This window comes from Mesorhizobium sp. M1409 (genome assembly GCF_040317535.1).
GTDB lineage: Bacteria > Pseudomonadota > Alphaproteobacteria > Rhizobiales > Rhizobiaceae > Mesorhizobium.
Genome location: NZ_JAMYKV010000033.1, coordinates 13241 through 39247 on the forward strand (window position 1 = coordinate 13241; position 26007 = coordinate 39247).

Here is a 26007-nt window from a genome sequence, read left to right on the forward strand (position 1 = left end):
TACGCCCATGAGTTTCGACCTGCCGCGCAATGTCATCCTGCCCGTCGACGCCGTCGACGTCAGGCTCGATCCCCGTCCGCATCCCTTCGCCTGGGACAATGCAGAGGCCATCGCTGAGAATTGGCAGCGCGAAGTCGCCGCCAATCCGGCGCTGTTCGATGGCATGGTGGTGCTGCTGTCGCAACTCGCGTACCGCGACAACCGTCTCGTCGGCCGCTGCCATGCGGTCAATTACTCGACTTTCCTGCTGTGGCGAAAAAGGCGTGAGAATTCGGGCGCCGAGCATGCCTATGCGCATGCCATGCTGGTGGCCGGCGACAATGCGCTGGTGGCGATCCGCATGGGACCGCACACGGTCAACGCAGGCAGCGTCTATTTCGCCGCCGGCTCGTTCGAGCCGATCGACTTTCGCGATGGTCTGGTCGATGTCGATTTCAACATGATCCGCGAGGTGCGCGAGGAAACCGGGCTCGACCTGTCGGGTGCCGAACGCGGCAAGCGCTACCACGCCCTGTCGACCAATAGCGGCACGGTGATCTTCCGGCGTTATCACGCGACAGCGCCCGCCGACGAGATCGCCCGGCGCATCTCGGCTTTCGTCGCCACCGAAACCGATCCGGAGATCGAGGGCCCGGTGATCATCCGCCATGCCGCCGACCTGCCGGTCGGGCTGTCGCCGCATATGAAGCCGCTGATCGAGTGGCATTTTGCGGGCAAGGACTCTCTGTTTTGACGCAATTCCGGACGGAAAACCGCTTCACACTTTTCCTGGAATTGCTCTAACCGCGCGTCTTGTTCTGCGCGTCCTTGCGATCGTTGCGAGCAGCGACGAGGAACAGGATAAAGCCGATGCCCAGCAAGCCGCCCATCGCCATTCCTATGGTCTGGCCGACGATCGCCTGAAAATCCGATGTGACGCGATCGGGATTGGCAAGGCCGTAGCGGGCGAGATACCACCAGATGCCCGCCAGACAGGCCTCGATGATGACCATCGCCAGGATCAGCCGCGCTTTTTTGCTCATCCGCTATTCCTCCGCCCAAGGCGAGTGCCCTAGCATCGCGAACGGTGCGGCGACAGTGGCGGAGCAAGGTGGAGCTGTGAAGACTGTGCAAAAGCCGGTCGGAGCGCTGGGAGCGTTTCCGACTGCGTTGCCCCTACTCGTGCCTTAGCGCATCGATCGGGTCGAGCCTGGCGCCGCGCAGCGCCGGGAAGAAGCCGAACACCATGCCGATCAGCGCGGAGAAGCCGACGGCGAGCAGGATGACCGCCGGGCTTGGCGCGAAGGGGATGGTCAGCGTTACGGAAGCGAGGCCGGCCAACGCCAGGCCGATCAGGATACCGATGATGCCGCCGAGCAGCGACAGCACCGTCGCCTCGACCAGGAACTGGATGAGGATGTGCTTTTCATGCGCGCCGATGGCCAGCCTGATGCCTATCTCGCGGGTGCGTTCGGTGACCGACACCAGCATGATGTTCATGATGCCGATGCCGCCGACCAGCAGGCTGACGCCGGCGACCGCGCCCAGCATGCCGGTCATGGTGGTGGTGGCGCTGGCCATGGCGTCGGCGATCTGGGTCATGTCGCGGATGGCGAAATCGCTCTCGCGCTCGGGCGTGATGCGGCGCGCATCGCGCAAAATGTCCTCGACGCGCGGCTGCAGTTCGCTGGTCGGCGTGCGGTCGTCGGCGGCGATGTAGATGTTGTCGATGTCGCGGTTGCCGGCGATGCGGCGCTGATAGGCATGCAGCGGCATCAAGACGACATTGTCCTGGTCCTGGCCGAAGCCGGTATAGCCCTTGGGCTCGAGCAGGCCGATGATCTTGCAGGAGGTGCGGTTGACGCGGATGATCTCGCCCTCCGGATCACCGGCGCCGAAGAACTGCTGGCGCACCGTCTCGCCGATCAGGCACACGCCGGTGCCCGAGCGGGTTTCGGAATCGCTGAATGGGCGGCCGGACACCAGCTTCCAGTCGCGCGCATCGAGATAGGCGCTGTCGGTGCCGGTGACGCCCGAGGTCAGGCTCTCGGTGCCGAAGATGACGCGGACCTGCTTTTGCGAGGCCGGCGAAATGGCGCGAGCGCCGGTCAGGTGCGCAACGAGCGCCGCCAGGTCCTTTTCGGCCAGCGGACGCGCCACCTGATCGAGCCCTCCCGGACCGCCGGGACCGGCCGGGCGGCCGGAACGGACGACCAGCAGATTGCTGCCGAGCTTGGAGATGTCGGCCTTGACCTTTTCGGTGGTGCCCGAGCCGATGGTGAGCATGGCGATGACGGCTGCAACGCCGATGACGATGCCGAGCAATGTCAGGAACGAGCGCAGCACGTTGCGGCGGATCGAGCGGAGCGAGAGGCGGACGGTTTCCCAGATCATGGCTACGCCGTCTCCAGCTTTATTGTATCGGAGGCGACGTGGCCGTCGAGGAAGCGAATGGTGCGTTCGGCATAGCCGGCAACGTCGGCCTCGTGCGTGACCATGGCGATGGTCAGGCCAAGTTCGGTGTTCAGCCTGGTCAGCAACTCCATGATCTCGTGCGTGCGGGCGGTGTCGAGATTGCCGGTCGGCTCGTCGGCGACGAGTAAGGTTGGGCGGGTAACGATGGCGCGCGCGATCGCCACCCGCTGCTGCTGGCCGCCGGAGAGTTCCGCCGGGGTGTGGTGTTCGCGGCCGACAAGGCCGACCTCCGCCAACGTCTGCATGGCAAGGTCGCGGCGCTGGCGGGCGGCAACGCCGCGGTAGATCAGCGGCAGTTCGACATTTTCGGCCGCCGTGGTGCGGGCCAGCAGATTGTAGCCCTGGAAGACGAAGCCGACATAGAGGTTGCGCAGCATGGCGCGGCGGTTGCGGTCGAGACGGCCGGCGTCGATACCCATGAAGGAATAGGTTCCGGCCGTCGGCGTGTCGAGGCAGCCGATGATGTTCATCGCCGTTGACTTGCCGGAGCCGGACGGCCCCATGATGGCGACGAATTCGCCGCGCTGGATCGCAAGGTCGACGCCGGCCAGCGCATGAACCTTGGCTTCGCCCTGGCCGTAGCTCTTCCAGACCTTGTCGAAGGTGATGAGCGTCGCGCTCGGGGCCACGGTATCAGCTCCGCTGCTGCGACGCTGTGATAACCTGAGCGCCTTCGTCCAGGCCGGAGGTGATCTCGGTCAGTTCGCCGTCGGTGGAACCGATTTTGACGTTGACCGGGCGCGGACGCCCGTTCTCCAGCACGTACAGCGTGCGCGAGCCATCGGTAGGCGCCGTCGCGGCCTGGCGCTGGCGGTTGCCGCCGGGGCGACCCATGCGGCCGGTGAACAGGTCGCTCATGCTCCACGCGCGGGTGGCAGGCGCCGTGGGCCGATAACGAAAGGCGGTGGCCGGCACGGTGAGCACGCCCTTGGCCTGTTTGGTGACGACCGAAACGGTGGCGGTCATGCCGGGTCGCAGCAACAGCTCGTTGTTGTCGACCTTGAGCCGCGCATTGTAGGTGACGACGCCGTCGGTGGTCACCGAGGCATAGGAGATGTCGCGGATCTCGGCATCGAACGGCCGCTCCGGGAAAGCATCGACGGTGAAGCGGGCATGCTGGCCGGATCTGACCGCGCCGATGTCGGCCTCGTCCACCGCCGCCACCAGTTCCATGTTTCTGAGATCTGCGGCGATGATGAACAGCACCGGTGCCTGCAGGGAGGAGGCGACCGTCTGGCCGGGGTCGACCGAGCGCGTCAGCACGATGCCGTCGATCGGCGCATAGATGGTGCTGTTGGCAAGGTCGGTCTGCTGCGATTTCAGATCGGCATTGGCGATGGCGAGGTTAGCCTGGGCGCTGTCGAGCGCGGCCTTGGAGCGATCGCGCGTCGCGGTCGCCGCCTCGAGCGACTGGTCGGTCGCCATGCCGCGCTTGGTCAAAGCCGCCGCGCGGACAAGCGCCTTTTCGTTCTCGGCCAGCGTTACCGTGGCGTCCTCGACATTGGCCGCCGCTGCCTTGGCCGAGGCTTCGGCCCGTTCGATCTGGACCTGCAGCTTGGTCGTGTCGAGCGCCGCCAGCACGTCGCCCTTCTTGACCTGCTGGTTCTCCTCGACAGACACCGAACGGATGATCCCGGAGAGCTGGCTGGAAATATCGACCTGGGTGAGCGGCTGCAGCGTGCCGGTCGCCGACACCGCGACGGTAAGGTCAGCCTTGGCGGCAGGCACTGTGGTGTAATCAACCTTGGCCGGCGAGCCGGCATACCACTGATAGGCGCCAAGCCCGGCGGCGAGCACGATCAGCGCCAGCAGCGCATATAGCCAGCCGCGCCGGCGCGACTTGCGCAGGCCCGTCTTGTCGAGCCCAAGCGCCGTCTCGATGGCGGAATCCGATTCGGTCTTTGGCAGATTGACAATCTGGTCCACGCTGGACCCCTATAATGGGCAATGTCTCTATCTGTGCACAGATCAGGCTTGACGGTTCAAATATCAAATTAAATTTCGCCCATGTTGGGATTGAGGCAGGAATGAAAACCCGGAATTACTTGCTTTACGACGTGTTTACGACCGAGCGACTGGCCGGCAATCCTTTGGCCGTCGTGCTGGACAGCAAGGGATTGGATACCGCCGCGATGCAGGCCATCGCGCGCGAATTCAACCTGTCGGAATCGGTGTTCGTGCTGCCGCCGGACAATCCCAAGCATAAAAACCGCATCCGCATTTTCACGCCCGACTATGAAATGCCGTTCGCCGGCCACCCGACGGTGGGTTCGGCGATCGCGCTGGCCGAGCTGGCGGAGGAGGGCGGCGCCGGCATCTTCGTGCTGGAGGAAAACATCGGCCCGGTGCGTTGTGCCGTCAGCAAGCATGATGGAGCGACCTTTGCCGAGTTCGACCTGGCGAAGCTGCCGGAGCCGCTGAAGCTGGAGGCCGACCCGGAGGCTATCGGTGCGGCCCTTGGCCTGACGCCGCACGAAATCGGTTTCGAGAATCATCGCGTCGCGTTCTGGTCGGCGGGCGTGCCCTATGTGACCATTCCGGTCGCCAATCTCGAAGTGGCGGGCCGCATCCGTCTGGACAACCAGGCCTGGTCGGAACTGGCGCCACGCAAGAGCGAGTGGGCCTTCGCCAGCCCCTATGTCTATTGCCGCGAGACGGTGAACCACGAAAGCGCCTTCCATGTGCGTATGATCGTGCCAGGCACGCCTTCCTACGAGGATCCGGCAACCGGCTCGGCGGCAGCGGCTTTTGCCGGCGCGATCATGCATTTCGACGCGCCGACCGACGGCATTTCGCAGCTGTGGATCGAGCAGGGGCTGGAGATGGGCAGGCCATCTCGAATTCGCCTCGAACTAACCGTGGAAGGCGGAAAACTTGCCTCCGCACGCATCGGCGGTAATGCGGTCAAGGTCGCCGAAGGCAAGCTGTTCGTCTGACTATGTGCGGCACTTAAGCGATTTGTCGGGAAATGATTCCGGCAGGGCTGGACAGGACCGATGGTGGCGGCTATATGCCCGCCAACGCCGGTTTTTGCCGGCCGAGTGGGTGCGTAGCTCAGTTGGTAGAGCAGCTGACTCTTAATCAGCGGGTCCACAGTTCAATCCTGTGCGCACCCACCAAATTCTTCAAAGACTTGGTGGAAAGACCTTGGAATGCGAGATGCGTTTGACCGTGTCTCGGGCATGGCGCGGGCTTGCCGAGGCTGGCCTTGAACGTGACCTTCATGACGATCGGGCGGTCACAGGTATCTGCGATCCTGCGCTGCCTATGAGCGGCCCCTGGGCTGCGCTGCCTATGCGCGGTCCCTGTCGTTGACATTGGTGACCTTGGCTGCCGGCGAAGGTCTCGATGGACGATCATACTTATGTCGAGCAGATCGTTTCTTTCGAGTGTTGCAAAAAAATCACAGCTGGTATGCGCGCATCGTGGTAAAAAAGGGCGTTAACAAGGGGGATTGGTGCATGCGCGCTTTCATTTTTGTCGCCTCTGTATTCGTCACGGCTTTGATGGCCGGAACGGCACTTGCCGCCGATACAATGGTCGAGTTGCCGGTCGCATCGAATTACAACTGGACGGGCGGCTACGTAGGCGCGCAAATCGGCGGCGGATGGAGCAAAGTCGATCAGCCATGGGGCTTTTCAGAGGCCAGTCCGGACATCTTCGACCAGGACGATGCGGACGGCAGCGGTGTCCTTGGCGGCGTGCACGCAGGCTACAATTGGCAATCCGGTTCCTTCGTGTTCGGTGGCGAGGCAGATATCAACGCGACGAGCATTGATGGCGACGATGGCGGAAGCGGTGGGGACATCAATGGCTTTGAGGCGCAATGGATCGGTTCCGTCCGCGCTAGGGCAGGCGTCTCATTTGACCGAATGCTGATTTACGGCACGGGCGGCTACGCATACCTGCATGGAAAAGCGGACACTCGCGATCCGGGTCGAGAGGAAAGTCACTCGGCTTCATTCAACGGATGGACGGTCGGCGCCGGCGCTGAATACGCTATTACCGACAAGATCACGGTTCGCGGCGAATATCGGTACGCGGACTTCGGCTCGAAGACCATCGTCTTCAACAACTATGTTGAAGACATTAGCCCGACCCTGCAAACCGTTACGATAGGTTTTTCATACCGGTTCTGATCGCCCGAGGCGGCAAAACGTTCCCGGAGCAGGTGCGGCGAAATCCGCGCCTACTTCTCCGACACGCCAGCCTCGGCAAAACTTGCCATGCGGGCATGGCATTCCAGTGCCGAGCGGACGATGTTGACGGCGAGGCAGGCGCCCGAGCCTTCGCCAAGCCGCATGCCGAGATCGAGCAGCGGCGGCAGGTTGAGGGCTTCGAGCAGGCCGCGATGGCCTGACTCAGCCGAAACGTGCGCGGCGATCGTGTGGGCGAGGCCTGCCGGGTGCAGCCTGGCCAGCGGGGCCGCGGCTGCGGTGCAGACGAAGCCGTCGAGCAGCACGGGTATGCGCAGATGGCGGGCGGCCAGCGTCGCGCCGAAGATGGCGGCCAGTTCACGGCCACCGAGTGCGGCAGCGACAGCAAGCGGATCGGCAAGGGCGGCGGCGTGACGCTTCAGGCCGGCTTCGATGGCGACCACCTTGCGCTTCAGGCCGGCGTCGTCGACGCCGGTGCCGCGTCCGGTCCATATTTCCGCACCACCGCCGAACAGCGCCGCTGAAATAGCGGCGGCCGGCGTGGTGTTGCCGATCCCCATTTCGCCGAAGCAGACGAGGTCGAGGTCTTTCGTCACCGCGTCGTAGCCGGCCGACACGGCGGCGAGGAAGGCTTTCTCATCCATCGCCGGCGTTTGGGTGAAGTCGCCGGTCGGATGGTCGAGATCGAGCGGAATGACGTCGAGTTCGGCGCCAGCCATGCGGGCAAGCTGGTTGATGGCGGCACCGCCACCGGCGAAGTTCGCCACCATCTGCACGGTGACCTCGGATGGATAAGCCGACACGCCTTGCGCGGTGACGCCATGGTTGCCGGCGAAGACGAAGACTTTTACGCGGTCGAGCTTCGGCATGTCGCGGCCCTGCCAGCGCGCCAGCCATGCGGCGATGGTCTCCAGCCGGCCGAGGCTGCCTTGCGGCTTGGTCAGTGTGTCCTGGCGGCGCGCGACCGCATTGGCCGCGACATCGCTGCCAGCCGGCAGGTCGAGGCAAGCGGCGCGCAATTCATCGAGTGATTTGAAGGGCATGGGGGCAAAATCTCCAAAAGAGAATCAGGTCAAAGGGGAATCAGGAAAGGGCTACTGAAGCGACGAGAAGCACCGCGATTTCGCCCGCCTGCTGCAAGGCGCCGATCGTGTCGCCGGTCTGGCCACCGATCTGGTTGAGGCAAAGGGCGCGGAACGCGGCAAACAAAAGGCCAAGGAGGATGAGCGCAAGAACGGCGCCTCCCAGCCCAAGCAGGAGCAGCGGGATCGCGCCGAGCACGGCGCTGGCTGTTGCCGTTTCCTGCGAGACGGTGCCGGCATCGGCCGAGAGGCCGTCGATCCGCGCCGGGGGCAAGAGATGCATGAAGGTGCCAAGCATACCGCGTGAGGCCGCATGCGCAGCCACGAGGGCGAAGAGCGCCTGTGTGGGGTCGACGAATTCCGAAAGTGTGCTCCAGCGGATCAGCAGCGACAGAGCCAGCGCCGCGGCACCATAGGCGCCGATGCGGCTGTCGCGCATGATCTCGAGTTTCTTGCCGCGCGACTTGCCGCCACCAAAGCCGTCGGCGACGTCGGACAGCCCATCTTCATGCAGGCAGCCGGTGGTGAGCAGGGTAGCCACCAGGGCAAGGGCGGCCGCCGGCCCTATGGCAAGGCCAAACCGTTCCGCCGTGGCAAAGACGATGGCGCCGATCAGGCCGACGACGAAGCCGGCGACAGGTGCGGCCCAGATCGCCGCGGCAAGGCTGCGGCCGCGAAAATCGAAGGCAGGCAGCGGCAGCCTGGTGAAAAAGACCAGGCAAAGTGCGATGTCGTCGACGACCTGCCGGGGCGACAGACTGATGTTCTTCAGCTTCATGCTCTAGCCCCTCGCAATGGCGTGGAAGAAGGTGCCGCTGACATGGCCGCGCCGATAGCCTGAGGCGCCGATCGGATTGCCTTGGCCGTCGGCTAGGTCGGCCAGCGGCTCGTCATTGGCTGTCGCCGTCATCTGCGCATAGTGGAACTCGTGGCCACGGATCAGCGCGTCAGTTGGGCCCAGCGGGCAATCGGCACGCAGCCGCGCTTCGCGATAGCCGAGGTTCATCTTGCGCTTGGCGAAGCTGGTGGAATGGCCGAGCAGGCCGAGCATCGCATGCGTTTCGCCGGAGACGTCCTCCAGCGCTTCGCCAAGCACCATGAAGCCGCCGCACTCGCCATGGATGGGCTTCGTCGCGGCAAAACGCTCCATCCCGGCGCGGAAAGTCGCCGCGGCTGCGAGCCGGCCGGCGTGAAGCTCGGGATAGCCGCCGGGTAGCCAGCAGATGTCGCAATCCTCATCGGGTGCTTCGTCGGCGAGCGGCGAGAACGGGACGATTTCGGCACCCGCCTTGCGCCAGTAAGCGGCGACATGCGGATAGAGGAAGGTGAAGGCGGCATCCTCGGCCAGCGCGATGCGTTGACCGGGCGGTGCCAGCGCGTCGTCGAAGCCGCCAGGCGCCGGGGTGAAGGGTGTCGCCAGGGCCATGATCGCATCGAGGTCCAGCGACCTTTCCGCCATGTCGGCCAGCCGGTCGAGATGCGCCATCAGGTCGTCATATTCGCCGGCCTGGACGAGGCCGAGATGGCGCTCGGGCAGGTTCAGCGTGGGGTCGCGCAGGATAGCGCCGACGACCGGCAGGCCGATCGCCTCGATAGCGTCGCCTGACAGCCGGCGGTGCCGCTCGCTGCCCAGCCGGTTGAGCACGACGCCGGCCATGCGCACATCCGGATCATAGGTGGCAAAACCCTTGGCGACGGCGGCCGCCGTGGTCGACTGGCCGGACACGTCGAGCACCAGCAACACCGGCAGGCCGTAGAGCCGCGCCAGGTCGGCTGCCGAACCGCTGCGCCCCGGCGAGGCCGGAATGCCGTCGAACAGGCCCATGGCGCTTTCAAGGATGACGAAATCGGTGTCGTCGGCTGCTTGCGCGGCAAGCGCATTGAGCAGCGACGGCGGCATCGCCCAGCTGTCGAGATTGACGCCGGAAAGCCCGGTGGCTGCGGTGTGGAAGCCGGGGTCGATATAGTCGGGGCCGGATTTGGCGCCGCGCACTTTCAGGCCGCGCCGGGTCAACGCGCGCAGGATGCCGATGGTGACGCTGGTCTTGCCGGAGCCAGAGCGCGGCGCGCCGATGATGATCGCGCGAGCCGTCATGCGTTCCCCGCCAGTGCCGCGCGCATGGCGACGATGCCGCCGACGACGATCAGCGCCGGCGAGGCAAGGCCGGCGGCGGCGGCTTCCTCGGCAATTGTGGACAGCGTGGCGACGACGGTCCGCTCCTGCGGTGTCGTTGCGGCGACAATCACCGCCGCCGGCGTCGACGGGGCCAGCCCGCCATCGAGCAGCGCTGCGGCGATCAGCGGCAGATTGGCCATGCCCATATAGACGACGACAGGCTGGCCGGTGCGGGCGATTGCCGCCCAGTCGAGATCGTCATCGGTGCCGGCGGCGTGGCCGGTGGCCAGGATCACGGCCTTGTTGATGCCGCGCATGGTGGCCGGGATGCCGGTCGCGGCCAGCGCGCTGAGCCCCGACGTCAGGCCGGGCAGGACGCGGAACGGGATAGCTTCTCGCGCGAGCGCCAAGGCCTCTTCGCCGCCACGGCCGAAAATATAGGGGTCGCCGCCCTTCAGCCTGACGACGCGGCGGCCGTCGCGCGCCAGCCGCACCAAAAGGGCGGTGATGTCGTCCTGTTTCATCGACGGTTTTCCGCCGCGCTTGCCAGCAAAGAAGAGCTCGGCATTTTCGGCAACGGCGACGACATCCGATGACACCAGCGCGTCGTAGACCAGCGCATCCGCCTCGGCCAACGCCGCCAGTACTTCCAGCGTCAGGCAGCCGGGGTCGCCGGGGCCGGCGCCGGCCAGCCAGACCTGGCCTGGCTCGAGCCGGCGCGGCTTGAAATTCAGCCGCGACAAAGCTTTTTCGAGCGTGGCATTCTCGCCGGTATTTTTAGTGCTGCCGCTCACAATCCGTCCCGCCCGCGAAAACGCCGCTGGTAATGGGCGTCGTACAATGAACTGTCGCCAAAATCTTCCGCCGCCAGCGAGCGTCCGACGAAGATGATCGCCGTGCGCTCCATCGGGTCGACGGCCAGCAGCGCCTCGATGGTCGCCAGCGTGCCGGTCAGCACGCGTTCGTCCGGCCAGGAGGCGCGGAAGACGATCGCCACCGGGCAATCGCCGCCATAATGTGGGGTCAGCTCGGCGACGACGCGATCGATGGCGTGGATGGCAAGATGAATGGCGAGCGTGGCGCCGGTGCGGCCGAAGCCGGCCAGCGTTTCGCCGGGCGGCATTTTCGACGCGCGCCCGGAAATGCGGGTCAGCACCAGGCTTTGCGCGACCTCGGGAATGGTCAGTTCGCGGCGAAGTGCGGCGGCGGCGGCGGCGAAGGACGGGACGCCCGGCGTCAGCGTGTAGGGGATGCCATGCTTTTCCAGCCGGCGGATCTGCTCGGCCACGGCGCTCCATACCGACAGGTCGCCGGAATGCAGCCGGGCGACATCATGGCCGGCGTTATGAGCGTCCAGAAATGCGACCTCGATCTCGTCGAGTGACATCGGCGCGGTGTCGATCAGTTTTGTCCCAGGCGCGCAGTGCTGCAAAAGCTCGGGCGCGACGATCGAACCGGCATGGAGGCAGACCGGGCAGCTTGCCAGCAGCCTTGCGCCCCGCAGCGTGATGAGGTCGGCGGCGCCTGGACCGGCGCCGATGAAATGGACGGTCATGGCGCGTCTCCGCTGATGGCGATGGCGCAAGTGACCGGGCCGAGCACCGTGCGGGGGCCGAGCAGTTTTGCACCGGCGCCGGCGACGGCAAGGGCTGATGCCTCGGAAACCGATGGCGTGCCGGCCAGATCCTGCGAGAGGTCGGAACGGCTGAGCGTGTCCCGCGAGGCGGCCTGGAGCGCTGAGTCATCGACGACAATGACCGGAAGACGCAGCGCGCGGCCAGCGGAAGGGATGGCTTCTTCATCCTTCTTCAGCGCGGCGGTCGCCAGCGCCGAAAGCGCTGTCATCGCCAGCCCATGCGCTTCCAGAGCGGTTTCTATCGCCGCAAGCACGTCCTCGACACTCACGCCCTTTCGGCTGCCGATGCCCGCGACCATCATGGCTTCACCCAGCTCCATTGGGTGACCGGCATGGCCGGCCGCCAGGCCTGCATCGAGCCGACGGGCGAAGCGCGGGATATGGCGATCCGGGTAAGGTCGCCGCCGAGCGAGACATGGCGGGCGAGAAGCAGGGTTTCCATCTCCAGCGTCACCGCATTGGCCACAAGACGACCGCCGGCGCGCAGGGCCTTGATGGCGGCGTTCAACACGCCGGCATCGCTGCCGCCGCCGCCGATGAAGATCGCGTCAGGCATGTCGAGCCTGGCAAGCGCCTTGGGTGCGCTGCCTTGCACCACGACAAGGCCGGGAACGCCACAGGCGGTGGCGTTGCGGCCAATGCGGGCGGCGCGGATCGGGTCGGCCTCGATGGCGATGGCGCGCATCGAGGGGTGGGCCAGCATCCACTCGATGCCGATGGAACCGGACCCGGCGCCGATGTCCCACAGCAATTCGCCACGTCTCGGCGCCAGAGCCGACAGGGTGACGGCACGGATTTCGCGCTTGGTGATCTGGCCGTCATGGTCGAACAGATGATCGGCAAGGCCTGATGTGAGCGGCAGCACGCGCGCTTGCGGGCTAGAATCAATCTCGATGGCCAGCACGTTGAGTGGATTGATATTTTCGAGGTCGAAGGCGTCGGCGCGGGCCGTGCGCCGATTCTCGTTTGGCCCGCCCAGCGCCTCCAGGACAGTCAGCCGCGACGCGCCGAAGTCGAGTTCGGTGAGCAGGCGAGCGATTGCCGCGGGTGCTTCGGCATCCGAGGTCAGCGCCAGGATGCGCGCGTTCGGCTGCAACAGCGGGCGGATCAGGTCGAGCGGCCTGCCATGCAGCGAGACGGTATCGATATCCTGCAGCGCCCAGCCAAGCCGCGCGGCCGCCAGCGAAACGGCCGATGGCGCGGGAATGACATGCATCTCCCGGGGCTTGACCTTGCGGGCGAGAGTGGCGCCGACGCCGTGGAAAAAAGGGTCGCCGGAGGCGAGCACGCAGACGTTCTTGCCGGCAAGCGCCAGCACGTCGGCCATCTCGGCATCGAATGGAACCGGCCAAGGGCGCGCCTCGCCCTTGGCGAAGGAAGCGACAAGCGCCAGGTGCCGCTTGCCGCCGAAGATGACTTCCGCTTGGGCAATCCGCTGCTTGGCCTCGTCGCCGAGACCCGCTAAACCGTCCTCGCCGATACCGACGATGGTGAGCCATTTGGGTGTTGGCTGCTCGTTTTTTGACATGCCGCGCCGCCCCTCATCCGCCTGCCGGCACCTTCTCCCCGTATAGTGACGGGGAGAAGGGGGAAGCTCCGACGCTGACGCCTCCCTCTCCCCGTTCTTCACGGGGAGAGGATAAGGGTGAGAGGCAGCGCCGACGCGATTCAATGTGGTGCCTATGAAGAAAGTTCTGATCCTTGGCGGCACCACCGAAGCCCGGCAGTTGGCCGGAAAACTGGCCGCGCGCGCCGATTGCTCGGTCACGCTGTCGCTGGCTGGGCGCACCGAGAGCCCGGTTGCGCAGGGCGTGCCTGTACGAAGCGGAGGCTTTGGCGGTGCCGATGGGCTGGCCGCCTATCTCCGGGAGACGGGCGTCGACCTGATGATCGACGCCACGCATCCCTATGCGGCGCAAATCTCCGCCAACGCCGCGCAAGCCGCGCACGTGGCTGGGGTGCCGATCCTTGCCCTGCGGCGCCCGGGCTGGGAGATTGTCGAGGGCGACCGCTGGACGCTGGTAGATACGTCTGGCGACGCCGCGCAGGCGCTTGGACCGGCGCCGCGCCGCGTTTTCCTGGCGCTGGGCCGGCAAGAGGTCGCGGCCTTCGAAGCAGCACCCCAGCACCACTATCTCATCCGTAGTGTCGACCCGGTCGAGCCGAGGCTGGCGGTACCGGATGCGAACTATCTTCTGGCCCGAGGGCCATTCCGGGAGATGGATGAACGCGCTCTGCTCGAAGAGCATCGCATCGATGTCATCGTGTCCAAGAACAGCGGCGGTGAGGCGACCTATGGCAAGATCGCCGCGGCGCGGGCGCTTGGCATCGAGGTGATCATGATCCGACGACCTGATCTGCCGGATGTGCCTTCGGCTGAAACCGTCGAAGCGCTGGCCGCCATTGTTGATCAATTTGGGGTCGATCATTTTGTCGAGCCCGCTGCCGAACGGGGCGTGTAGACCAGCGCCGGTTTCTCCGCGCGCTTGATGATCCTGGTTTCCGGCGAGCCGATGATGATGCAGGTGGCCATGTCGGCCTTTTGCGCGTCGACGTCCGCCAGCAGATAGACCTCGATGCGCTCGTCCGGGCGGCCGGCGGCGCGGCCGAAAATCACCGGCGTGGTGCCAGGCAGGATCGCGGTCAGGCATTCAAAGGCGCGGCCGAGCTGCCAGGGGCGCGCCTTGCTGATCGGATTGTAGAGCGCGATGACGAAGCCGGCGCCGGCCGCCGCCAGCAGGCGCAGCTCGATCAGTTCCCACGGCTTCAGATTATCGGACAGCGAGATGGCACAGAAATCATGGCCGAGCGGCGCCCCGATGCGGGCGGCAACGGCAAGCATGGCGGTGATGCCGGGCACGACGGCGACATCGACCGTGCGCCATTCGGCCGGGCCGGCCTCGATCGCCTCGCAGACGGCCGCCGCCATGGCGAACACGCCGGGATCGCCGCCGGAAACTACGGCTACATCATGGCCCTCGGCCGCTTTCATCAGCGCGTCCTTGGAGCGGGCAAGTTCCTCGCGATTGTCGGAAGCGACGCGGGTCTGGTCCTGGCGCAGTTCCAGCCGATCGAGATAGGGTTTGTAGCCATAAAAGAATTTGGCCTCGGCGACGGCACGGCTGGCTTCCGGCGTGACCTGATCGGCATTGCCAGGCCCGAGGCCGATGACGGTGAGACGGCCGCTCATGCCTGGGCTCCCAGGACGCCGGGCCGGCCGGACCAGCCGGCGACCAGCACGATGGCGAAATAGGGGGCCTTGTCGTCCTGTTTGTCGGCAAGCTTCATCGAGACGCTGCCGGCCATGGTGCCACGCTCGATATAGACGGCGCGCGCCAGCTTGCCGGTGGCTTCCAGCGCCCGCCTGATCTTGGGCAGGTTACGGCCGACCTTCATGATGACGGCGGCATCGGTGTCGGCCAGCCGGCGCGTCAGCTCGAACTCGCTCATCGTGCCCGGCAGCACGGTCAGTACGTCATCGCCCTGGACGATCGGAACACCAGTCTGCGACCAGCAGCCGGACATCGCGGTGATTCCGGGAATGACTTCTGTGGGGAATCGATGGGCGAGCCGCACATGCAGATGCATGTAGGAGCCATAGAACAGCGGGTCGCCTTCCGACAGTACCGCAACCATCCTGCCTGCGTGGAGATGTTCGGCGACCCTCTCGGCGGACTCCTCGTAGAAGGCCGTGATCTGCGACCGGTAGTCGTCGTGATCCTTGTCGATTTCGGTGGTGACAGGGTAGAGCAACGGCAGTTCCGTCATTTCAGGCCGGAACTGGGCCTCGACGATGGCGCGCGCGTTGCTGTTGTTGCCGCGCTTGGCGAAATACGCCACGACATCGGCCTCGGCCAGAGCCCGCGCGGCCTTCAGCGTCAGGAGCTCGGGGTCACCGGGACCGGTGCCGACGCCAACAAGACGACCTTTGACAAGTGCGTTCACAGGCCAGGCCTCGCCAACGAATTGAGCGCGGCGGCGGTCATGGCGCTGCCGCCAAGCCGGCCGCGCACGATGGCATAGGGCACGCCGTAGGAATTCTCCGCCAATGCATCCTTGGATTCGGCCGCGCCAACGAAGCCGACCGGCATGCCGATGATGGCCGCCGGCTTCGGCGCGCCGTCGCGCAACTTCTCCAGCAGATAGAACAGCGCGGTCGGCGCATTGCCGATGGCGACCACCGAACCGGCCATGCGTTCGCCCCACAAATCGATCGCTGCGGCCGAACGGGTGTTGCCGATCTCCCTGGCGATGTCGTGCGTGCGCGGGTCGCGCAAGGTACAGATCACCTCGTTGCCGGCCGGCAGCCTGGCGCGGGTGACGCCATGCGAGACCATCTCAGCGTCGCAGAAGATCGGTGCGCCAGCCGCCAGAGCGGTGCGCGCGGCGGCGACGAAATCGGTGGAGAACACGAAATGACTTGATGCTTCGACCTGACCGCAGGCATGGATCATGCGGATGGCGACATCGGCCTCGGCTTCGGAGAAGCGCGAGAGATCTGCCTCGGCGCGGATGATGGCAAACGAGCGCTCGTAGATCGCCGTGCCGTCATGGATGTAGTCGTAGGCGGCCATGCTCATTCCTGTTGGTAAGTTCGGGCCTGTCGGTAAGCCTCGGCGATACCGTCTGGCCCGAGCCTTGTCAGGCAAGCGGCGGCGGTTTCGCCTTGATATCGTTCGCTGCGGATCATTGCCGCGACGCGGCCGATGCCACGCGCGGCGTCATAGCCCGGCCTGTAGCCGGCAGGAAGACCCTTCGCCGTCGCGTTCACGACAAGTCCGGCTCCGTTTTCGCCGCCGACCACCGTCAGTGCCGTCGGGCCGGGGTGGGCGCAGCCCTTGGCACAGCCGGAAATGTGCAGCGTGAAGTCGAGAATGTCGGCGTTTTCGGCGGCGATCGTCTCGGCGATGTCGCGCGTGGCGATCCGGCCGGAACCGCAGGCCGGCGTGCCGGGACAAGCGGCAATGCGCGTGCGCGGGTCGGTGGGAGAGGTGACGAAGCCGAGGGTGGCGGCCATGTGCTGGAGAGATTGGCTGGCGGCCGCCGGTTGGCCCAGGAGAAGCAAGGCGCGGCCGGGGGCGAGGCGGATTTCGGTTGTGCCGAGGGTGAGGGCGTTTTGGGCGAGGCCGATGATCTTGTCCGCCGGCATGCTGCCGTAGGGGAGAGCGATGCCGAGGGCGATGGCATGGCCGCTCAAAGGGAAAAGCCCGATGGGTCGGAGATCCTTCACACCCCCCTCTGTCCTGCCGGACATCTCCCCCACAAGGGGGGAGATCGGCAGTTCCAGCGCCGGCACTCCTTTTGCAGCCTCAGCGATTCGCACAACGTTGGTGATTGGCGAAATCATTGACGACAGCGCAATCTCCCCCCTTGCGGGGGAGATGTCCGGCAGGACAGAGGGGGGTGTGAAGGAATGCCAACCTGCGAGAGAAGCCAACTGCCTCTCCGACAAATCCCTCCCATGAGCCTCGCGGCCTTTCTCGGCAACCATCCTCAGCGTAGCCACAGCGATATCGCGCGCAGCATCGTCTTCTACGATGACGAGCGGCTTCGCGTTCTGCCCATCACCCGCGACAGACACCCGCCACCGAACTCCGGCATCGATGCGCACCGCCTTCAGCCTGATATCGGCGGTCACCGAATCCAGCCCAAGCTGCCCAGCCCCATCCACGACAACCGAAACCTTCGGGCCGAGCCGTTCCGTCAGCCCGGCCTCTTCGACCGCTGCCCTGATCCGTTCCGCCAAAGGCCGCGGATCGGCGATCTCCTGAGGATCGATGCCGGCAAGCGGCCCGGTCTCGACCGGCACACCGGTGCGCACCGCAATGCCCAGCGCATCGACCTCCGTTGCCAGCAACGCGGCGCTTTCCGCCGTCAGCCCGCGTATCTGCAGGCTGCCGCGCGCTGTCACTTCCATGATGCCGTTGCCATGACGCAAAGCGGATTGGGCAAGTTCGATCAAAAGCTTCGGCGACAATCCTCCGGAAGATGGGCCTCCAGCGACCGAGTTGAGCCGCACCAGCAGGCCATCGCCGGTCTGCATGGGCGCTGCCAGAGCCGGGCAGGCGCCGCGACGCGAGAAGGCGTTCATGCCGCCACCCCAAGCGCTTCCGCCTCGGCAATCAGGGCCGTGAGATCGTCGTCTATGGAATTGCGCAAGGGATGCCAGAGGCCCCGCCGGCGCGCCGACAGGAAGCGCTCGGCGATGACTTTTGCGGCGGCGGGGTTCTCGCGCAGGATGAAGGCGCGAACAGCCGGATCGCCCAGATAGGCGTCATGCACGGCTTCGATCAGCGTTCCCGATATGGCATGCGTGGTTTCGGCAAAGCCGACCAGCCGGTCGACCGTTTCGGCGAATTCGGAGGCGCCGCGCGGGCCGTGGCGCATCTGGCCTGATATGAAGCGCGGATTGACGGCGCGGGCGCGAACCACCCGCGATACGGCCTCGCTGACCGAGCGGGGCTTCGGCTTTTGCGGGTCCGTGGTGTCGAGCACGATGACGTCGGCATTCCTGCCGAGCGCCGCAAGGGCGGCCGAAAACCCGCCGATGAAGGCGACATCGGCGGAGCCTTCGAGAATGTCGCGGCCGGGGTCGTCGCCGGTGTGGACGAGAAGATCGGCCTCGGCGATGCGGCCCTCGAAGGCGCCGGGCGCCGAGATGCCTTCGCCCTCCGCGCCTCCATAGGCATGCGATGTGGCGTCGAGATAGGCGCGGCCGATCTCCTCGCGTGCCGCCCAGTCGCCGCTCGACAGCAGATCCTCGACGCCGGCGCCATAGGTGCCGGGCGAGGTGCCGAAGATGCGCGGGCTGATTCTGCCATCGGCACGGGTTTTGGCCGCGAGCGGGTTTTCAGAATCCTCCTCGTCGCGCGCGGCAACCGCGTTGGCGGCGGCATCGATCAGCGCGATCTGCGTCGGGAACATGTCGCGGAACAGGCCGGAGATACGCCAGGTGACGTCGACGCGCGGCCTTCCGAGGGCAGCCGGCGGCAGCACCTCGATGCCGGTGATGCGGCCGGTCGCCGAGTCCCACTGTGGCCGGCAGCCCATCAGTGCCAGGCCTTGCGCGATCTCCTCGCCGCCAGTGCGCAGCGATGCCGAGCCCCAGAGGTCGATGACCAGCGAGCGCGGCCAGTCGCCATGCGACTGCATGTAGCCGCGCACGACTTCCTCCGCCGCCGCCTTGCCCAGATCATAAGCGGTCCGCGTCGGCATGGTGCGTGGGTCCGACGTGAACAAATTACGGCCGGTGGGCAGCACATCGGAGCGCCCCCGCGCGGGCGCTCCGGCCGGACCGGCCTTGACGTGGCGGCCATCGAGCGCCGCTAGCAGCGCCATCTTCTCGGCTTGCGCGCTTTGGCGGCGCATGGCGTCGGGCTCGTCCTCGGGGGCGCGGCCATAGATATGCAGCCCATCCTTGATAGCGAAATCCTTGAGGTCGCAGAGCCAGGCGTCGATGCGGCGCAGCGCCTCGTCCGGCGCGTCGGTCCTGGCGACGCCGGCTTCGGAGGCGAGGCCGGTCTTTTGCGCGGTGTCGACGATAAGCTTGGCCAGACGGTCGCGGCGGCGGCGGTCGAGCCCGTCGGCCTGGGCGTATTCGTCGACCAGCCTTTCCAGCTTGTGCTGGTCTTCATCCAAGCCGGCACCGGTCAGCGGCGGCGGCAGATGGCCAAGCGTGACGGCGGCGATGCGCCGCTTGGCCTGTGCCGCTTCGCCGGGGTTGGAGACGATGAACGGATAGATCACGGGCAGGGGACCGGTGACGATCTCGGGAAAGCAGTTTTCCGAGAGCGCAACTGTCTTGCCAGGCAGCCATTCCAGCGTGCCATGGGCGCCGACATGGACCAGCGCATGAACGCCGAGCGATTTGCGCAGCCACAGACCGAAGGCGATCAGTGCATGGCGCGGCGGTAGTGTCGGGTCGTGGTAATCGGCGCGACGGTCGGCTGAACGGCCGCGGTCTGGGGCAAGTGCAACGGTGACGTTGCCGAAGGTTGCGGCGCGGAAGGAGAATTTGGCAGAGGTGTGCGCTTGAACACCCCCCTCTGTCCTGCCGGACATCTCCCCCGCAAGGGGGGAGATTGAGCTGTCACTGCTGCTTTCGCCAACTACGAACGTCGCAGAATGAGCGACGGCGGCGGAACTGCCAATCTCCCCCCTTGCGGGGGAGATGTCCGGCAGGACAGAGGGGGGTGCCTCGCGCAAACCTGTCTCGCCTTCAGCCTTGCCCCAAGCGGCTTCTACGGCTGTGATTGCCTCGGCGGGCAACTCTTTTGAGAACCCAACATAGTCTTCCAGCCCCAGCCCTTCGCCGCTCCGCGCCAGCAGCCCCAGCAACCCACGCGGCGTCTCCGGAATCCCCTCAACACCATAACCCTGCTCCCTCAGATCATGCAGCATGGCCAGCACGCTGGATGGCACGTCGAGGCCAACGGCATAGCCGGTGCGGCCCGGGGCACTGGGATAGTCCGGAATCAGAATGGCCAGCTTGCGCGTCGCGCGGGGCGTCTCCCGTAGGCGGATAAAGGCCGCTACACGATCAGCCACCTGCGCCACGCGATCCGCTTCCGGCCGGTTGGCGAAGGCGCGGTGGCCGAGTGCCGGGTCGACCTCGCTCTCGCCCTTGAAGGAAATGGCGCCGGCGAGGATGCGGCCGTCGAGTTCGGGCAGCACGACATGCATGGCAAGGTCGGCGGGCGCCAGGCCGCGCTGGTTGTTCTGCCAGATGTCGCGGCGGGTGGTGGCGACGATAACCTGGAAGACAGGCACGCCTGCTCTGTCGAAAAGGGTTTCGACGCCAGGTTCGGCACCGGAGGCGAAAGCGGTCGCGGTGATGATTGCCGCGGGCTTCAATGCGGCGAGCGCGGTCTCGACAAAGGCGAGGGACGCCGGGTCCTTGAGGCTGGAGACGAAGATGGGGACCGGGTTAATGCCGCGCTGCCGCAGCGCATCAAAAAGGGAGTCGATCGGCGCGACATCGGCGGCGAGCAGCATCGAGCGGTAGAACAGGATCGGCACGACCTTTCCCTCCCCCTCGAGGGGAGGGTGGCCCAAAGGGCCGGGTGGAGTCGGTACGACCGGACTCGACGTCTCTTTAAGTTGGCGCGTCTCGGAGAGGACCCCACCCCCGGCCTGCGGCCGGACCCTCCCCTCGAGGGGGAGGGGGACGACGCCGCGTTCGGGGTCGTAGTAACCGGCTTTCGGCACTGCGACCGGCTCTGCTACGTCCGCATCAGACCCCGCCAACCTTGCCAGCCTCCGCATCAGCGCGCTCATATTCGCCGGGCCGCCCTCGCGGAAATAGTCGAGCAGGCCGTCGAGTTCTTCGCGCGGCAGCGTCGAGGCTTCGATCAGGCGCAGATCCTCGTCGCGGCATTCGCCGGGCAGCAGCGCCAGTTTTATGCCGCGCTCGCGGGCGGTCGAGGCAAGCTGGTCGCAGCCATAGCGCCACCAGTCGTAGCCGCCGAGGATGCGGACGAGGATGATTTTGGCGTGGCGGGCGACGCTATCGACCCAGAGGTCAACGGACATGGGATGGCGCAGATCACGCAGGGCGGCCAGCCGCATCGAGGGCAGGCGGCCGGCATCGGCCTTCCACGCGGCCGCAAGGCCTGCAAGATCGCTGTCGGTGAAGGACAGGGCCACGATATCCGCCGGCATCTGCCGCAGATCGACCGGCTCGGCGAGGTCGTCGAGCGAGGCGGATGTCGTGGTTAGGATGTGCATCGCGACCCGTGTCCGAAATCAGCCGGCGAGTATACGCTCGATAGCCGGGCGGTTCAGCCCCTTGAGGCCAATGACGACGAGGCGCGAGCGGCGGTCGTCCGTGGCGGTCCAGGCGCGGTCATAATAGTGGTTGACGCGCGGCCCGACGGCCTGCAGCAGCAGCCGCATCGGCTTGCCGCCGACCTCGACGAAGCCCTTTATGCGCAGCACGTTCTCTTCCTCGGCGGCGGTGGCGACGCGCTTTGCCAGTTCATCGGGATTGGCGATCGAGGCAATGTCGACGATGAACGTGTCGAAGTCGTCATGCTCATGGTCGAATGCGCCGTCGTGATGGGACTTGCGGTTTTCGATGTCATCCTCGACGGCCAGACCGAGGCCGAGCAGCACCGAGGGATCGACCTTGCCGTGCGACGTCGGCACGATCTTCACCGCGCGAGCGGAGTGTTCGTTGATGATGGCATTGGCGCGGGCGGTGCCGGCTGCGTCCATCAGGTCGCTCTTCGACAGGATGATCAGGTCGGCGCAGGCGATCTGGTGCTCGAACACCTCCTCGACCGGATCGTCGTGATCGAGCGTCTCATCCTGGGTGCGCTGCGCCTGCAAGGCATCCATGTCGTTGGCGACGCGGCCGTCGGCCAGCGCCGGGCCGTCGACCACGGCGATCACACCATCGACGGTGACGCGGCTCTTCACGCTTGGCCACTGGAAAGCCTGGACCAGCGGCTTGGGCAGCGCCAGGCCCGAGGTCTCGATCAGGATGTGGTCGATCCTCGGCGTCAGCGCCAGGATCTGGTCGAGCGCCGGGACGAAGTCGTCGGCGACGGTGCAGCAGATGCAGCCATTGGCCAGTTCGACGATGTTTTCCTCCGGGCAGGTATCGATGCCACAGCCCTTAAGGATCTCGCCATCGATGCCGATGTCGCCGAATTCGTTGACGATGATGGCAATACGCTTGCCGCCGGCGTTTTCCAGGAGATGGCGGACCAGCGTCGTCTTGCCGGCGCCGAGAAAGCCGGTGACGACGGTGCAGGGAACACGGGAGACGGAAACGGTCATTTCAAGTCCTTCAGCATGTCGAGGGGAGGGATGCGGGCAACGAGGCCGCGCTTCAGGCTGTCGGGACGGCCGCGCCACGGGATCAGGCCGTCGGTCGAGGTGGCGAAGAGCTTGGCGCCGGTAACGAGGTCGGCGCCGCTGGTCGCGGTCAGGTCACCGAAGACATAGCTCCAGCAGCCGTCGCGCAGGATGGCGGCGCTGAGACGTCGCTTGCAATTGCCGAGGCATTCAACGCCGCGGACACGAATGTTGTCGCCAGATGCGGCGCGGCGCGTGTCGTCCGCCAGCAGTTCGCCAGCGCGAGGATGGGCGTCGGAGCCGGTCTCGTCGCGACAGGAGGCGCAGACGATCACGGTGACGCCGGCCAACGCATCATCGTGCCCGGACGAAACATCCGCTGTGCCAGCCGAAAAACTGCTGTCGTGGTCCAAAGATCGGCTCCTTGCCCGGAAACCCGCCGGGCGATCGGATTCTAAAGTCGCGGACGGCAGGTCTCCTGGCTCGCGGGTCATCGCCTTGGTAGCCGCCTTCCCGGGACCATCCCAGTGGCTTTCGGCCTTGGCTCTTCGCTTACAGTTGCGGGGACAGCCGCGGATTTGGGACAGATATCCCTCACCGCATTCCCTCTTGGCTCCTCTCGTTGAAGAGAAGAGACCGTCTCGACCGGGATTTAGGCTTTTGCGGGTAGCGGTGTCAACGCGAGCTTACGACACGGTTAGGTCGGCCAACGCCGGACCCAAGTCACCGGCGGACGTCACTTCGATGTGTTCGAGGCCGAGCCAGCCCTGCATCTGCTTCAATTCCTCGAACAGTTCGACGGCGGTCCGCGGCGGCGCGTTGGGCTCGGCGTAGGCGGCGTGGACGCGCAGCACGCCGGCCGGCCGGTCGGCCTTGAGATCGACGCGCGCCACGATCCTGTCGCCGAGCAGGAACGGCAGGACGTAATAGCCGTATTGTCGCTTGTCGGCCGGCGTGTAGATCTCGATGCGGTAGTGGAAGTCGAAGAGACGCTCGGTGCGCGACCGCTCGAAGACGACCGGATCGAACGGCGCCAGCAAGGCTCGGGCCTCGACCTTGCGCGGCAGGCGAGCGTCCCGGTGAAGATAAGCCGGCTTGTCCCAGCCTTCGACACGCACCGGCAAAAGCTCGCCTGTTTCGACCAGTTCCTCCAGCCGGCCCTTCATGTCCGCCGGCGACAGCCGAAAGTAGTCGCGCAAATCGCCTGATGTCGCGATGCCGTGGGCGCGGGCCGAAATGCGCAGCAATTCGCGGTGCGCGTCCTCGGCGGCCGGCACCGGCAGATCGAGGATCGCCTGCGGCAGCACACGCTCGGGCAGATCATAGAAGCGTTCGAAACCGCGACGGTGCGCAGTGGTGATGCGCCCGGCCCAGAACAGCCATTCGAAGGCATGCTTGGAGTGGCTCCAGCCCCACCAGCCGCCCGAGCCCTTCTGGCCTTCGAGCGCGGAAGCGGCGATCGGGCCGCGATCGGCGACCTGGCGGTAGATCTCTTCGATATAGGCGGCATGTTCGCGGCCCCATTTGGCGAGGCCCAGATACATCTCATCGCCGCGCTCGGCCCGTTCCATGCGCCAGCGCATCAGCGGGTATGTCTCGACCGGCAGGAAGGAAGCCTCGTGCGCCCAGTATTCGAACACCGTGCGCTTGCGCGTCACAGCCGCGTTGTCGAGCAGAGCGAGCGGGTAGGGGCCAAGGCGCGAATAGAGTGGCATATAATGGGCGCGCACCACCGCGCTGACGGAATCGATCTGCAGCAGGCCGGTGCGGGCCAGTACCCGGGCGAAGTGCCGGCGGTTCGGGGTGCCGATTGGGCGGGGATCGAGAAACCCTTGGGCGGCAAGCGCGATGCGCCGGGCCATGGGGAGCGAAATCTTTTCCTTCATGCAGGCGTCACTCTGAGGGCGATTGAGGGGTGATTCCGGCCGATGCTAGCAGGGTTTTGGCGGCAACCATGTCAGGAGAGAAAAGTGGAGTAAAAAGCGAAGGAAATCAAACAAGAGGGGATCGGACCAGTTTGCCGCGATATGCCGTCCAGGTCGGTGTTTTGAACAAGGTTTGACTTGCTTCGCTGGAAGTGCTGCGCTAACCCTCGCCGCGTTGCAGCATAGGCCCTTAAAACGGTTCAGCGGTTAAACTGTCACGCTTCCGCATTAGGGTCCGGTGCTGTAATCAACGTGGATTGGCGCCAACGGAAAGCCGAGCATGAACGCACTCTTGAGCTCATACCTGCCCATCGTCCTGTTCATCGGCGTGGCGCTGGTTGTCGGCCTGGCGCTGCTGGCCGCGCCCTTCCTGGTGGCCTACCGCAATCCCGATCCCGAAAAGCTCTCCGCCTACGAGTGCGGTTTCAACTCGTTCGATGACGCCCGCATGAAATTCGACATCCGCTTCTACCTGGTGTCGATCCTGTTCATCATCTTCGACCTGGAAGTGGCCTTCCTGTTTCCGTGGGCTGTGTCGTTCTCGAAGATCGGCATGCTCGGCTTCTGGTCGATGATGGTGTTTTTGGCGGTGCTGACCATCGGCTTTGCCTATGAATGGAAAAAAGGAGCGCTGGAATGGGATTGAACGATAGTTCAGGCACCCTCGTCGCGCCGAAGCCCAAAGGTATCATCGATCCTAATACCGGCCAGCCGGTAGGGGCGGACGATCCCTTCTTCCTCGAGATCAACAATGAGCTGGCCGACAAGGGCTTTCTCGTCACCTCGACCGAGGCACTGATCACGTGGGCGCGCAGCGGTTCGCTGATGTTCATGACCTTCGGTCTTGCCTGCTGCGCGGTCGAGATGATCCACACTTCGATGCCGCGCTATGACAGCGAGCGCTTCGGTGTCGCGCCGCGCGCGTCTCCGCGCCAGTCCGACATCATGATCGTTGCCGGCACACTGACCAACAAGATGGCGCCGGCGCTGCGCAAGGTCTACGACCAGATGCCCGAGCCGCGCTACGTCATCTCGATGGGCTCCTGCGCCAATGGCGGCGGCTACTACCACTATTCCTATTCGGTGGTGCGCGGCTGCGACCGCATCGTGCCGGTCGACATTTATGTGCCCGGCTGCCCGCCGAGCGCCGAAGCGCTGCTTTACGGCATTCTTCTCTTGCAGAAGAAGATCCGCCGCACCGGCACGATCGAACGGTAAATCCATGACCGCATCCCTGAGTGAACTGTCGACCTATCTCGGCGAGAAGCTGATCGACCGCGTGAATGACGCTGATATCGCCTATGGCGAGCTTACCATTCACGTCGAGCCGCGCGATCTGGTCGAGGTGATGACCTTCCTGCGCGACGATGCGCGCTGCCAGTTCATCTCGATCATCGACGTCTGCGGCGCCGACTATCCGTCGCGGGCCAAGCGCTTCGACGTCGTCTACCATCTCTTGTCGCCGAAGCAGAACGTACGCATCCGCGTCAAGGTGCAGGCCGACGAGGAAACCATGGTGCCGTCGATCACCGGCGTGTTCCCCGGCGCCGACTGGTTCGAGCGCGAGGCCTACGATCTCTACGGCGTGCTATTCTCCGGCCATCCCGATCTGCGCCGCCTGTTGACCGATTACGGTTTCGAAGGCCATCCGCTGCGCAAGGATTTCCCGCTGACCGGCTTTGTCGAAGTGCGCTATGACGACGAAGCCAAGCGCGTCATCTACGAGCCTGTGGAATTGAAGCAGGAATTCAGGAACTTTGACTTTTTGAGCCCATGGGAGGGAACTGATTACGTTCTTCCCGGGGACGAAAAAGCGAAGCAGTGAATGGTGAATGGT

26 protein-coding genes, 1 tRNA gene and 1 riboswitch are annotated in these 26007 nt (G+C 65.4%); of the genes, 8 read left to right on the forward strand and 19 right to left on the reverse strand.

Features of this window, described 5'->3' with window-relative positions; genetic code table 11:
* The first annotated feature begins 7 nt into the window (after window positions 1-7).
* Window positions 8-733, forward strand: a complete 726-nt coding sequence (locus tag NKG99_RS22985) for an NUDIX hydrolase (RefSeq protein WP_352870930.1) — start codon at window positions 8-10, stop codon at window positions 731-733.
* A 46-nt stretch (window positions 734-779) separates the two neighbouring features.
* Here NKG99_RS22985 and NKG99_RS22990 read toward each other — a convergent pair whose 3' ends face one another.
* The 4 genes from NKG99_RS22990 to NKG99_RS23005 all read right to left on the reverse strand — a co-directional run bounded on the left by NKG99_RS22990 (window position 780) and on the right by NKG99_RS23005 (window position 4380).
* On the reverse strand, window positions 780-1022 hold the full coding sequence (locus NKG99_RS22990; protein ID WP_352870932.1) for a hypothetical protein: 243 nt from the start codon (window positions 1020-1022) through the stop codon (window positions 780-782).
* A gap of 133 nt (window positions 1023-1155) precedes the next feature.
* The gene (locus NKG99_RS22995) at window positions 1156-2373 is read right to left on the reverse strand and encodes an ABC transporter permease (RefSeq protein WP_352870933.1); all 1218 of its coding nucleotides are present in this window, start codon (window positions 2371-2373) and stop codon (window positions 1156-1158) included.
* A gap of 2 nt (window positions 2374-2375) precedes the next feature.
* Complete coding sequence (locus NKG99_RS23000) at window positions 2376-3083, reverse strand: ABC transporter ATP-binding protein (protein WP_352870934.1); 708 nt, start codon at window positions 3081-3083, stop codon at window positions 2376-2378.
* 4 nt (window positions 3084-3087) lie between these two features.
* Window positions 3088-4380: an efflux RND transporter periplasmic adaptor subunit gene (locus NKG99_RS23005; RefSeq protein ID WP_352870935.1), complete on the reverse strand. Its 1293-nt coding sequence runs from the start codon at window positions 4378-4380 to the stop codon at window positions 3088-3090.
* Window positions 4381-4481: 101 nt separating this feature from the next.
* Here NKG99_RS23005 and NKG99_RS23010 point away from each other — a divergent pair, with 101 nt between their 5' ends.
* The 3 genes from NKG99_RS23010 to NKG99_RS23020 all read left to right on the forward strand — a co-directional run bounded on the left by NKG99_RS23010 (window position 4482) and on the right by NKG99_RS23020 (window position 6593).
* Window positions 4482-5390: a PhzF family phenazine biosynthesis protein gene (locus NKG99_RS23010; protein ID WP_352870936.1), complete on the forward strand. Its 909-nt coding sequence runs from the start codon at window positions 4482-4484 to the stop codon at window positions 5388-5390.
* 107 nt (window positions 5391-5497) lie between these two features.
* Window positions 5498-5573 (forward strand) — tRNA-Lys (locus tag NKG99_RS23015).
* Between the two features lie 342 nt (window positions 5574-5915).
* Window positions 5916-6593: an outer membrane protein gene (locus NKG99_RS23020; RefSeq protein ID WP_352870938.1), complete on the forward strand. Its 678-nt coding sequence runs from the start codon at window positions 5916-5918 to the stop codon at window positions 6591-6593.
* A gap of 50 nt (window positions 6594-6643) precedes the next feature.
* Here the strand turns inward: NKG99_RS23020 and cobT are convergent, their stop codons facing one another.
* Genes cobT through cbiE form a run of 7 tightly spaced genes read right to left on the reverse strand, consistent with a single transcriptional unit; the run spans window position 6644 to window position 12973 of the window.
* Window positions 6644-7654, reverse strand: a complete 1011-nt coding sequence (gene cobT, locus NKG99_RS23025) for a nicotinate-nucleotide--dimethylbenzimidazole phosphoribosyltransferase (protein WP_352870939.1) — start codon at window positions 7652-7654, stop codon at window positions 6644-6646.
* A 40-nt stretch (window positions 7655-7694) separates the two neighbouring features.
* Window positions 7695-8471 carry an adenosylcobinamide-GDP ribazoletransferase gene (gene cobS, locus NKG99_RS23030; RefSeq protein WP_352870940.1) on the reverse strand — a complete coding sequence of 259 codons (777 nt, stop codon included), beginning with the start codon at window positions 8469-8471 and terminating at the stop codon, window positions 7695-7697.
* Window positions 8472-8474: 3 nt separating this feature from the next.
* Window positions 8475-9788, reverse strand: a complete 1314-nt coding sequence (locus tag NKG99_RS23035; protein WP_352870942.1) for a cobyrinic acid a,c-diamide synthase CobB — start codon at window positions 9786-9788, stop codon at window positions 8475-8477.
* Window positions 9785-10603 (reverse strand): uroporphyrinogen-III C-methyltransferase, encoded by an 819-nt coding sequence (gene cobA, locus NKG99_RS23040; RefSeq protein ID WP_352870944.1) that lies wholly within the window; start codon window positions 10601-10603, stop codon window positions 9785-9787. Before cobA ends, NKG99_RS23035 begins: the two co-directional genes overlap by 4 nt.
* Window positions 10600-11364, reverse strand: a complete 765-nt coding sequence (gene cobM, locus NKG99_RS23045) for a precorrin-4 C(11)-methyltransferase (protein WP_352870945.1) — start codon at window positions 11362-11364, stop codon at window positions 10600-10602. Before cobM ends, cobA begins: the two co-directional genes overlap by 4 nt.
* On the reverse strand, window positions 11361-11747 hold the full coding sequence (locus NKG99_RS23050) for a cobalamin biosynthesis protein (protein ID WP_352870947.1): 387 nt from the start codon (window positions 11745-11747) through the stop codon (window positions 11361-11363). The genes cobM and NKG99_RS23050 overlap by 4 nt, the downstream gene beginning before the upstream one ends.
* On the reverse strand, window positions 11744-12973 hold the full coding sequence (gene cbiE / locus NKG99_RS23055; RefSeq protein WP_352870948.1) for a precorrin-6y C5,15-methyltransferase (decarboxylating) subunit CbiE: 1230 nt from the start codon (window positions 12971-12973) through the stop codon (window positions 11744-11746). Before cbiE ends, NKG99_RS23050 begins: the two co-directional genes overlap by 4 nt.
* 154 nt (window positions 12974-13127) lie before the next feature.
* On the opposite strand from cbiE, the gene NKG99_RS23060 reads away from it, so the two are divergent.
* The gene (locus tag NKG99_RS23060) at window positions 13128-13907 is read left to right on the forward strand and encodes a cobalt-precorrin-6A reductase (protein ID WP_352870949.1); all 780 of its coding nucleotides are present in this window, start codon (window positions 13128-13130) and stop codon (window positions 13905-13907) included.
* Here the strand turns inward: NKG99_RS23060 and NKG99_RS23065 are convergent.
* The 8 genes from NKG99_RS23065 to NKG99_RS23100 all read right to left on the reverse strand — a co-directional run bounded on the left by NKG99_RS23065 (window position 13871) and on the right by NKG99_RS23100 (window position 24131).
* Window positions 13871-14635, reverse strand: coding sequence for a precorrin-3B C(17)-methyltransferase (locus NKG99_RS23065; protein ID WP_352870950.1), 765 nt, complete (start codon window positions 14633-14635; stop codon window positions 13871-13873). The genes NKG99_RS23060 and NKG99_RS23065 overlap by 37 nt on opposite strands.
* The gene (locus tag NKG99_RS23070) at window positions 14632-15390 is read right to left on the reverse strand and encodes a precorrin-2 C(20)-methyltransferase (RefSeq protein ID WP_352870952.1); all 759 of its coding nucleotides are present in this window, start codon (window positions 15388-15390) and stop codon (window positions 14632-14634) included. The genes NKG99_RS23065 and NKG99_RS23070 overlap by 4 nt, the downstream gene beginning before the upstream one ends.
* Window positions 15387-16019: a precorrin-8X methylmutase gene (locus NKG99_RS23075; protein WP_352870953.1), complete on the reverse strand. Its 633-nt coding sequence runs from the start codon at window positions 16017-16019 to the stop codon at window positions 15387-15389. Before NKG99_RS23075 ends, NKG99_RS23070 begins: the two co-directional genes overlap by 4 nt.
* A 2-nt stretch (window positions 16020-16021) precedes the next feature.
* A complete protein-coding gene (gene cobG, locus NKG99_RS23080; RefSeq protein WP_502910999.1) occupies window positions 16022-17536 on the reverse strand; it encodes a precorrin-3B synthase in 1515 nt (504 codons plus the stop codon).
* On the reverse strand, window positions 17533-21171 hold the full coding sequence (locus tag NKG99_RS23085; protein WP_352870954.1) for a cobaltochelatase subunit CobN: 3639 nt from the start codon (window positions 21169-21171) through the stop codon (window positions 17533-17535). Before NKG99_RS23085 ends, cobG begins: the two co-directional genes overlap by 4 nt.
* A gap of 18 nt (window positions 21172-21189) precedes the next feature.
* Complete coding sequence (gene cobW, locus NKG99_RS23090; protein WP_352870956.1) at window positions 21190-22227, reverse strand: cobalamin biosynthesis protein CobW; 1038 nt, start codon at window positions 22225-22227, stop codon at window positions 21190-21192.
* Window positions 22224-22658 (reverse strand): DUF1636 family protein, encoded by a 435-nt coding sequence (locus tag NKG99_RS23095; RefSeq protein ID WP_352870958.1) that lies wholly within the window; start codon window positions 22656-22658, stop codon window positions 22224-22226. Before NKG99_RS23095 ends, cobW begins: the two co-directional genes overlap by 4 nt.
* Window positions 22659-22696: 38 nt before the next feature.
* A riboswitch (cobalamin riboswitch) is annotated at window positions 22697-22900 on the reverse strand.
* A 31-nt stretch (window positions 22901-22931) separates the two neighbouring features.
* A complete protein-coding gene (locus NKG99_RS23100; RefSeq protein ID WP_352870960.1) occupies window positions 22932-24131 on the reverse strand; it encodes a winged helix-turn-helix domain-containing protein in 1200 nt (399 codons plus the stop codon).
* Window positions 24132-24450: 319 nt separating this feature from the next.
* Between NKG99_RS23100 and NKG99_RS23105 the strand changes: the two genes are divergently transcribed.
* Genes NKG99_RS23105 through NKG99_RS23115 form a run of 3 tightly spaced genes read left to right on the forward strand, consistent with a single transcriptional unit; the run spans window position 24451 to window position 25995 of the window.
* Window positions 24451-24816, forward strand: a complete 366-nt coding sequence (locus NKG99_RS23105; RefSeq protein ID WP_010910112.1) for an NADH-quinone oxidoreductase subunit A — start codon at window positions 24451-24453, stop codon at window positions 24814-24816.
* Window positions 24807-25388, forward strand: a complete 582-nt coding sequence (locus NKG99_RS23110; RefSeq protein ID WP_352870961.1) for a NuoB/complex I 20 kDa subunit family protein — start codon at window positions 24807-24809, stop codon at window positions 25386-25388. Before NKG99_RS23105 ends, NKG99_RS23110 begins: the two co-directional genes overlap by 10 nt.
* A gap of 4 nt (window positions 25389-25392) precedes the next feature.
* A complete protein-coding gene (locus NKG99_RS23115) occupies window positions 25393-25995 on the forward strand; it encodes an NADH-quinone oxidoreductase subunit C (protein WP_352870962.1) in 603 nt (200 codons plus the stop codon).
* Window positions 25996-26007: the final 12 nt, after the last annotated feature.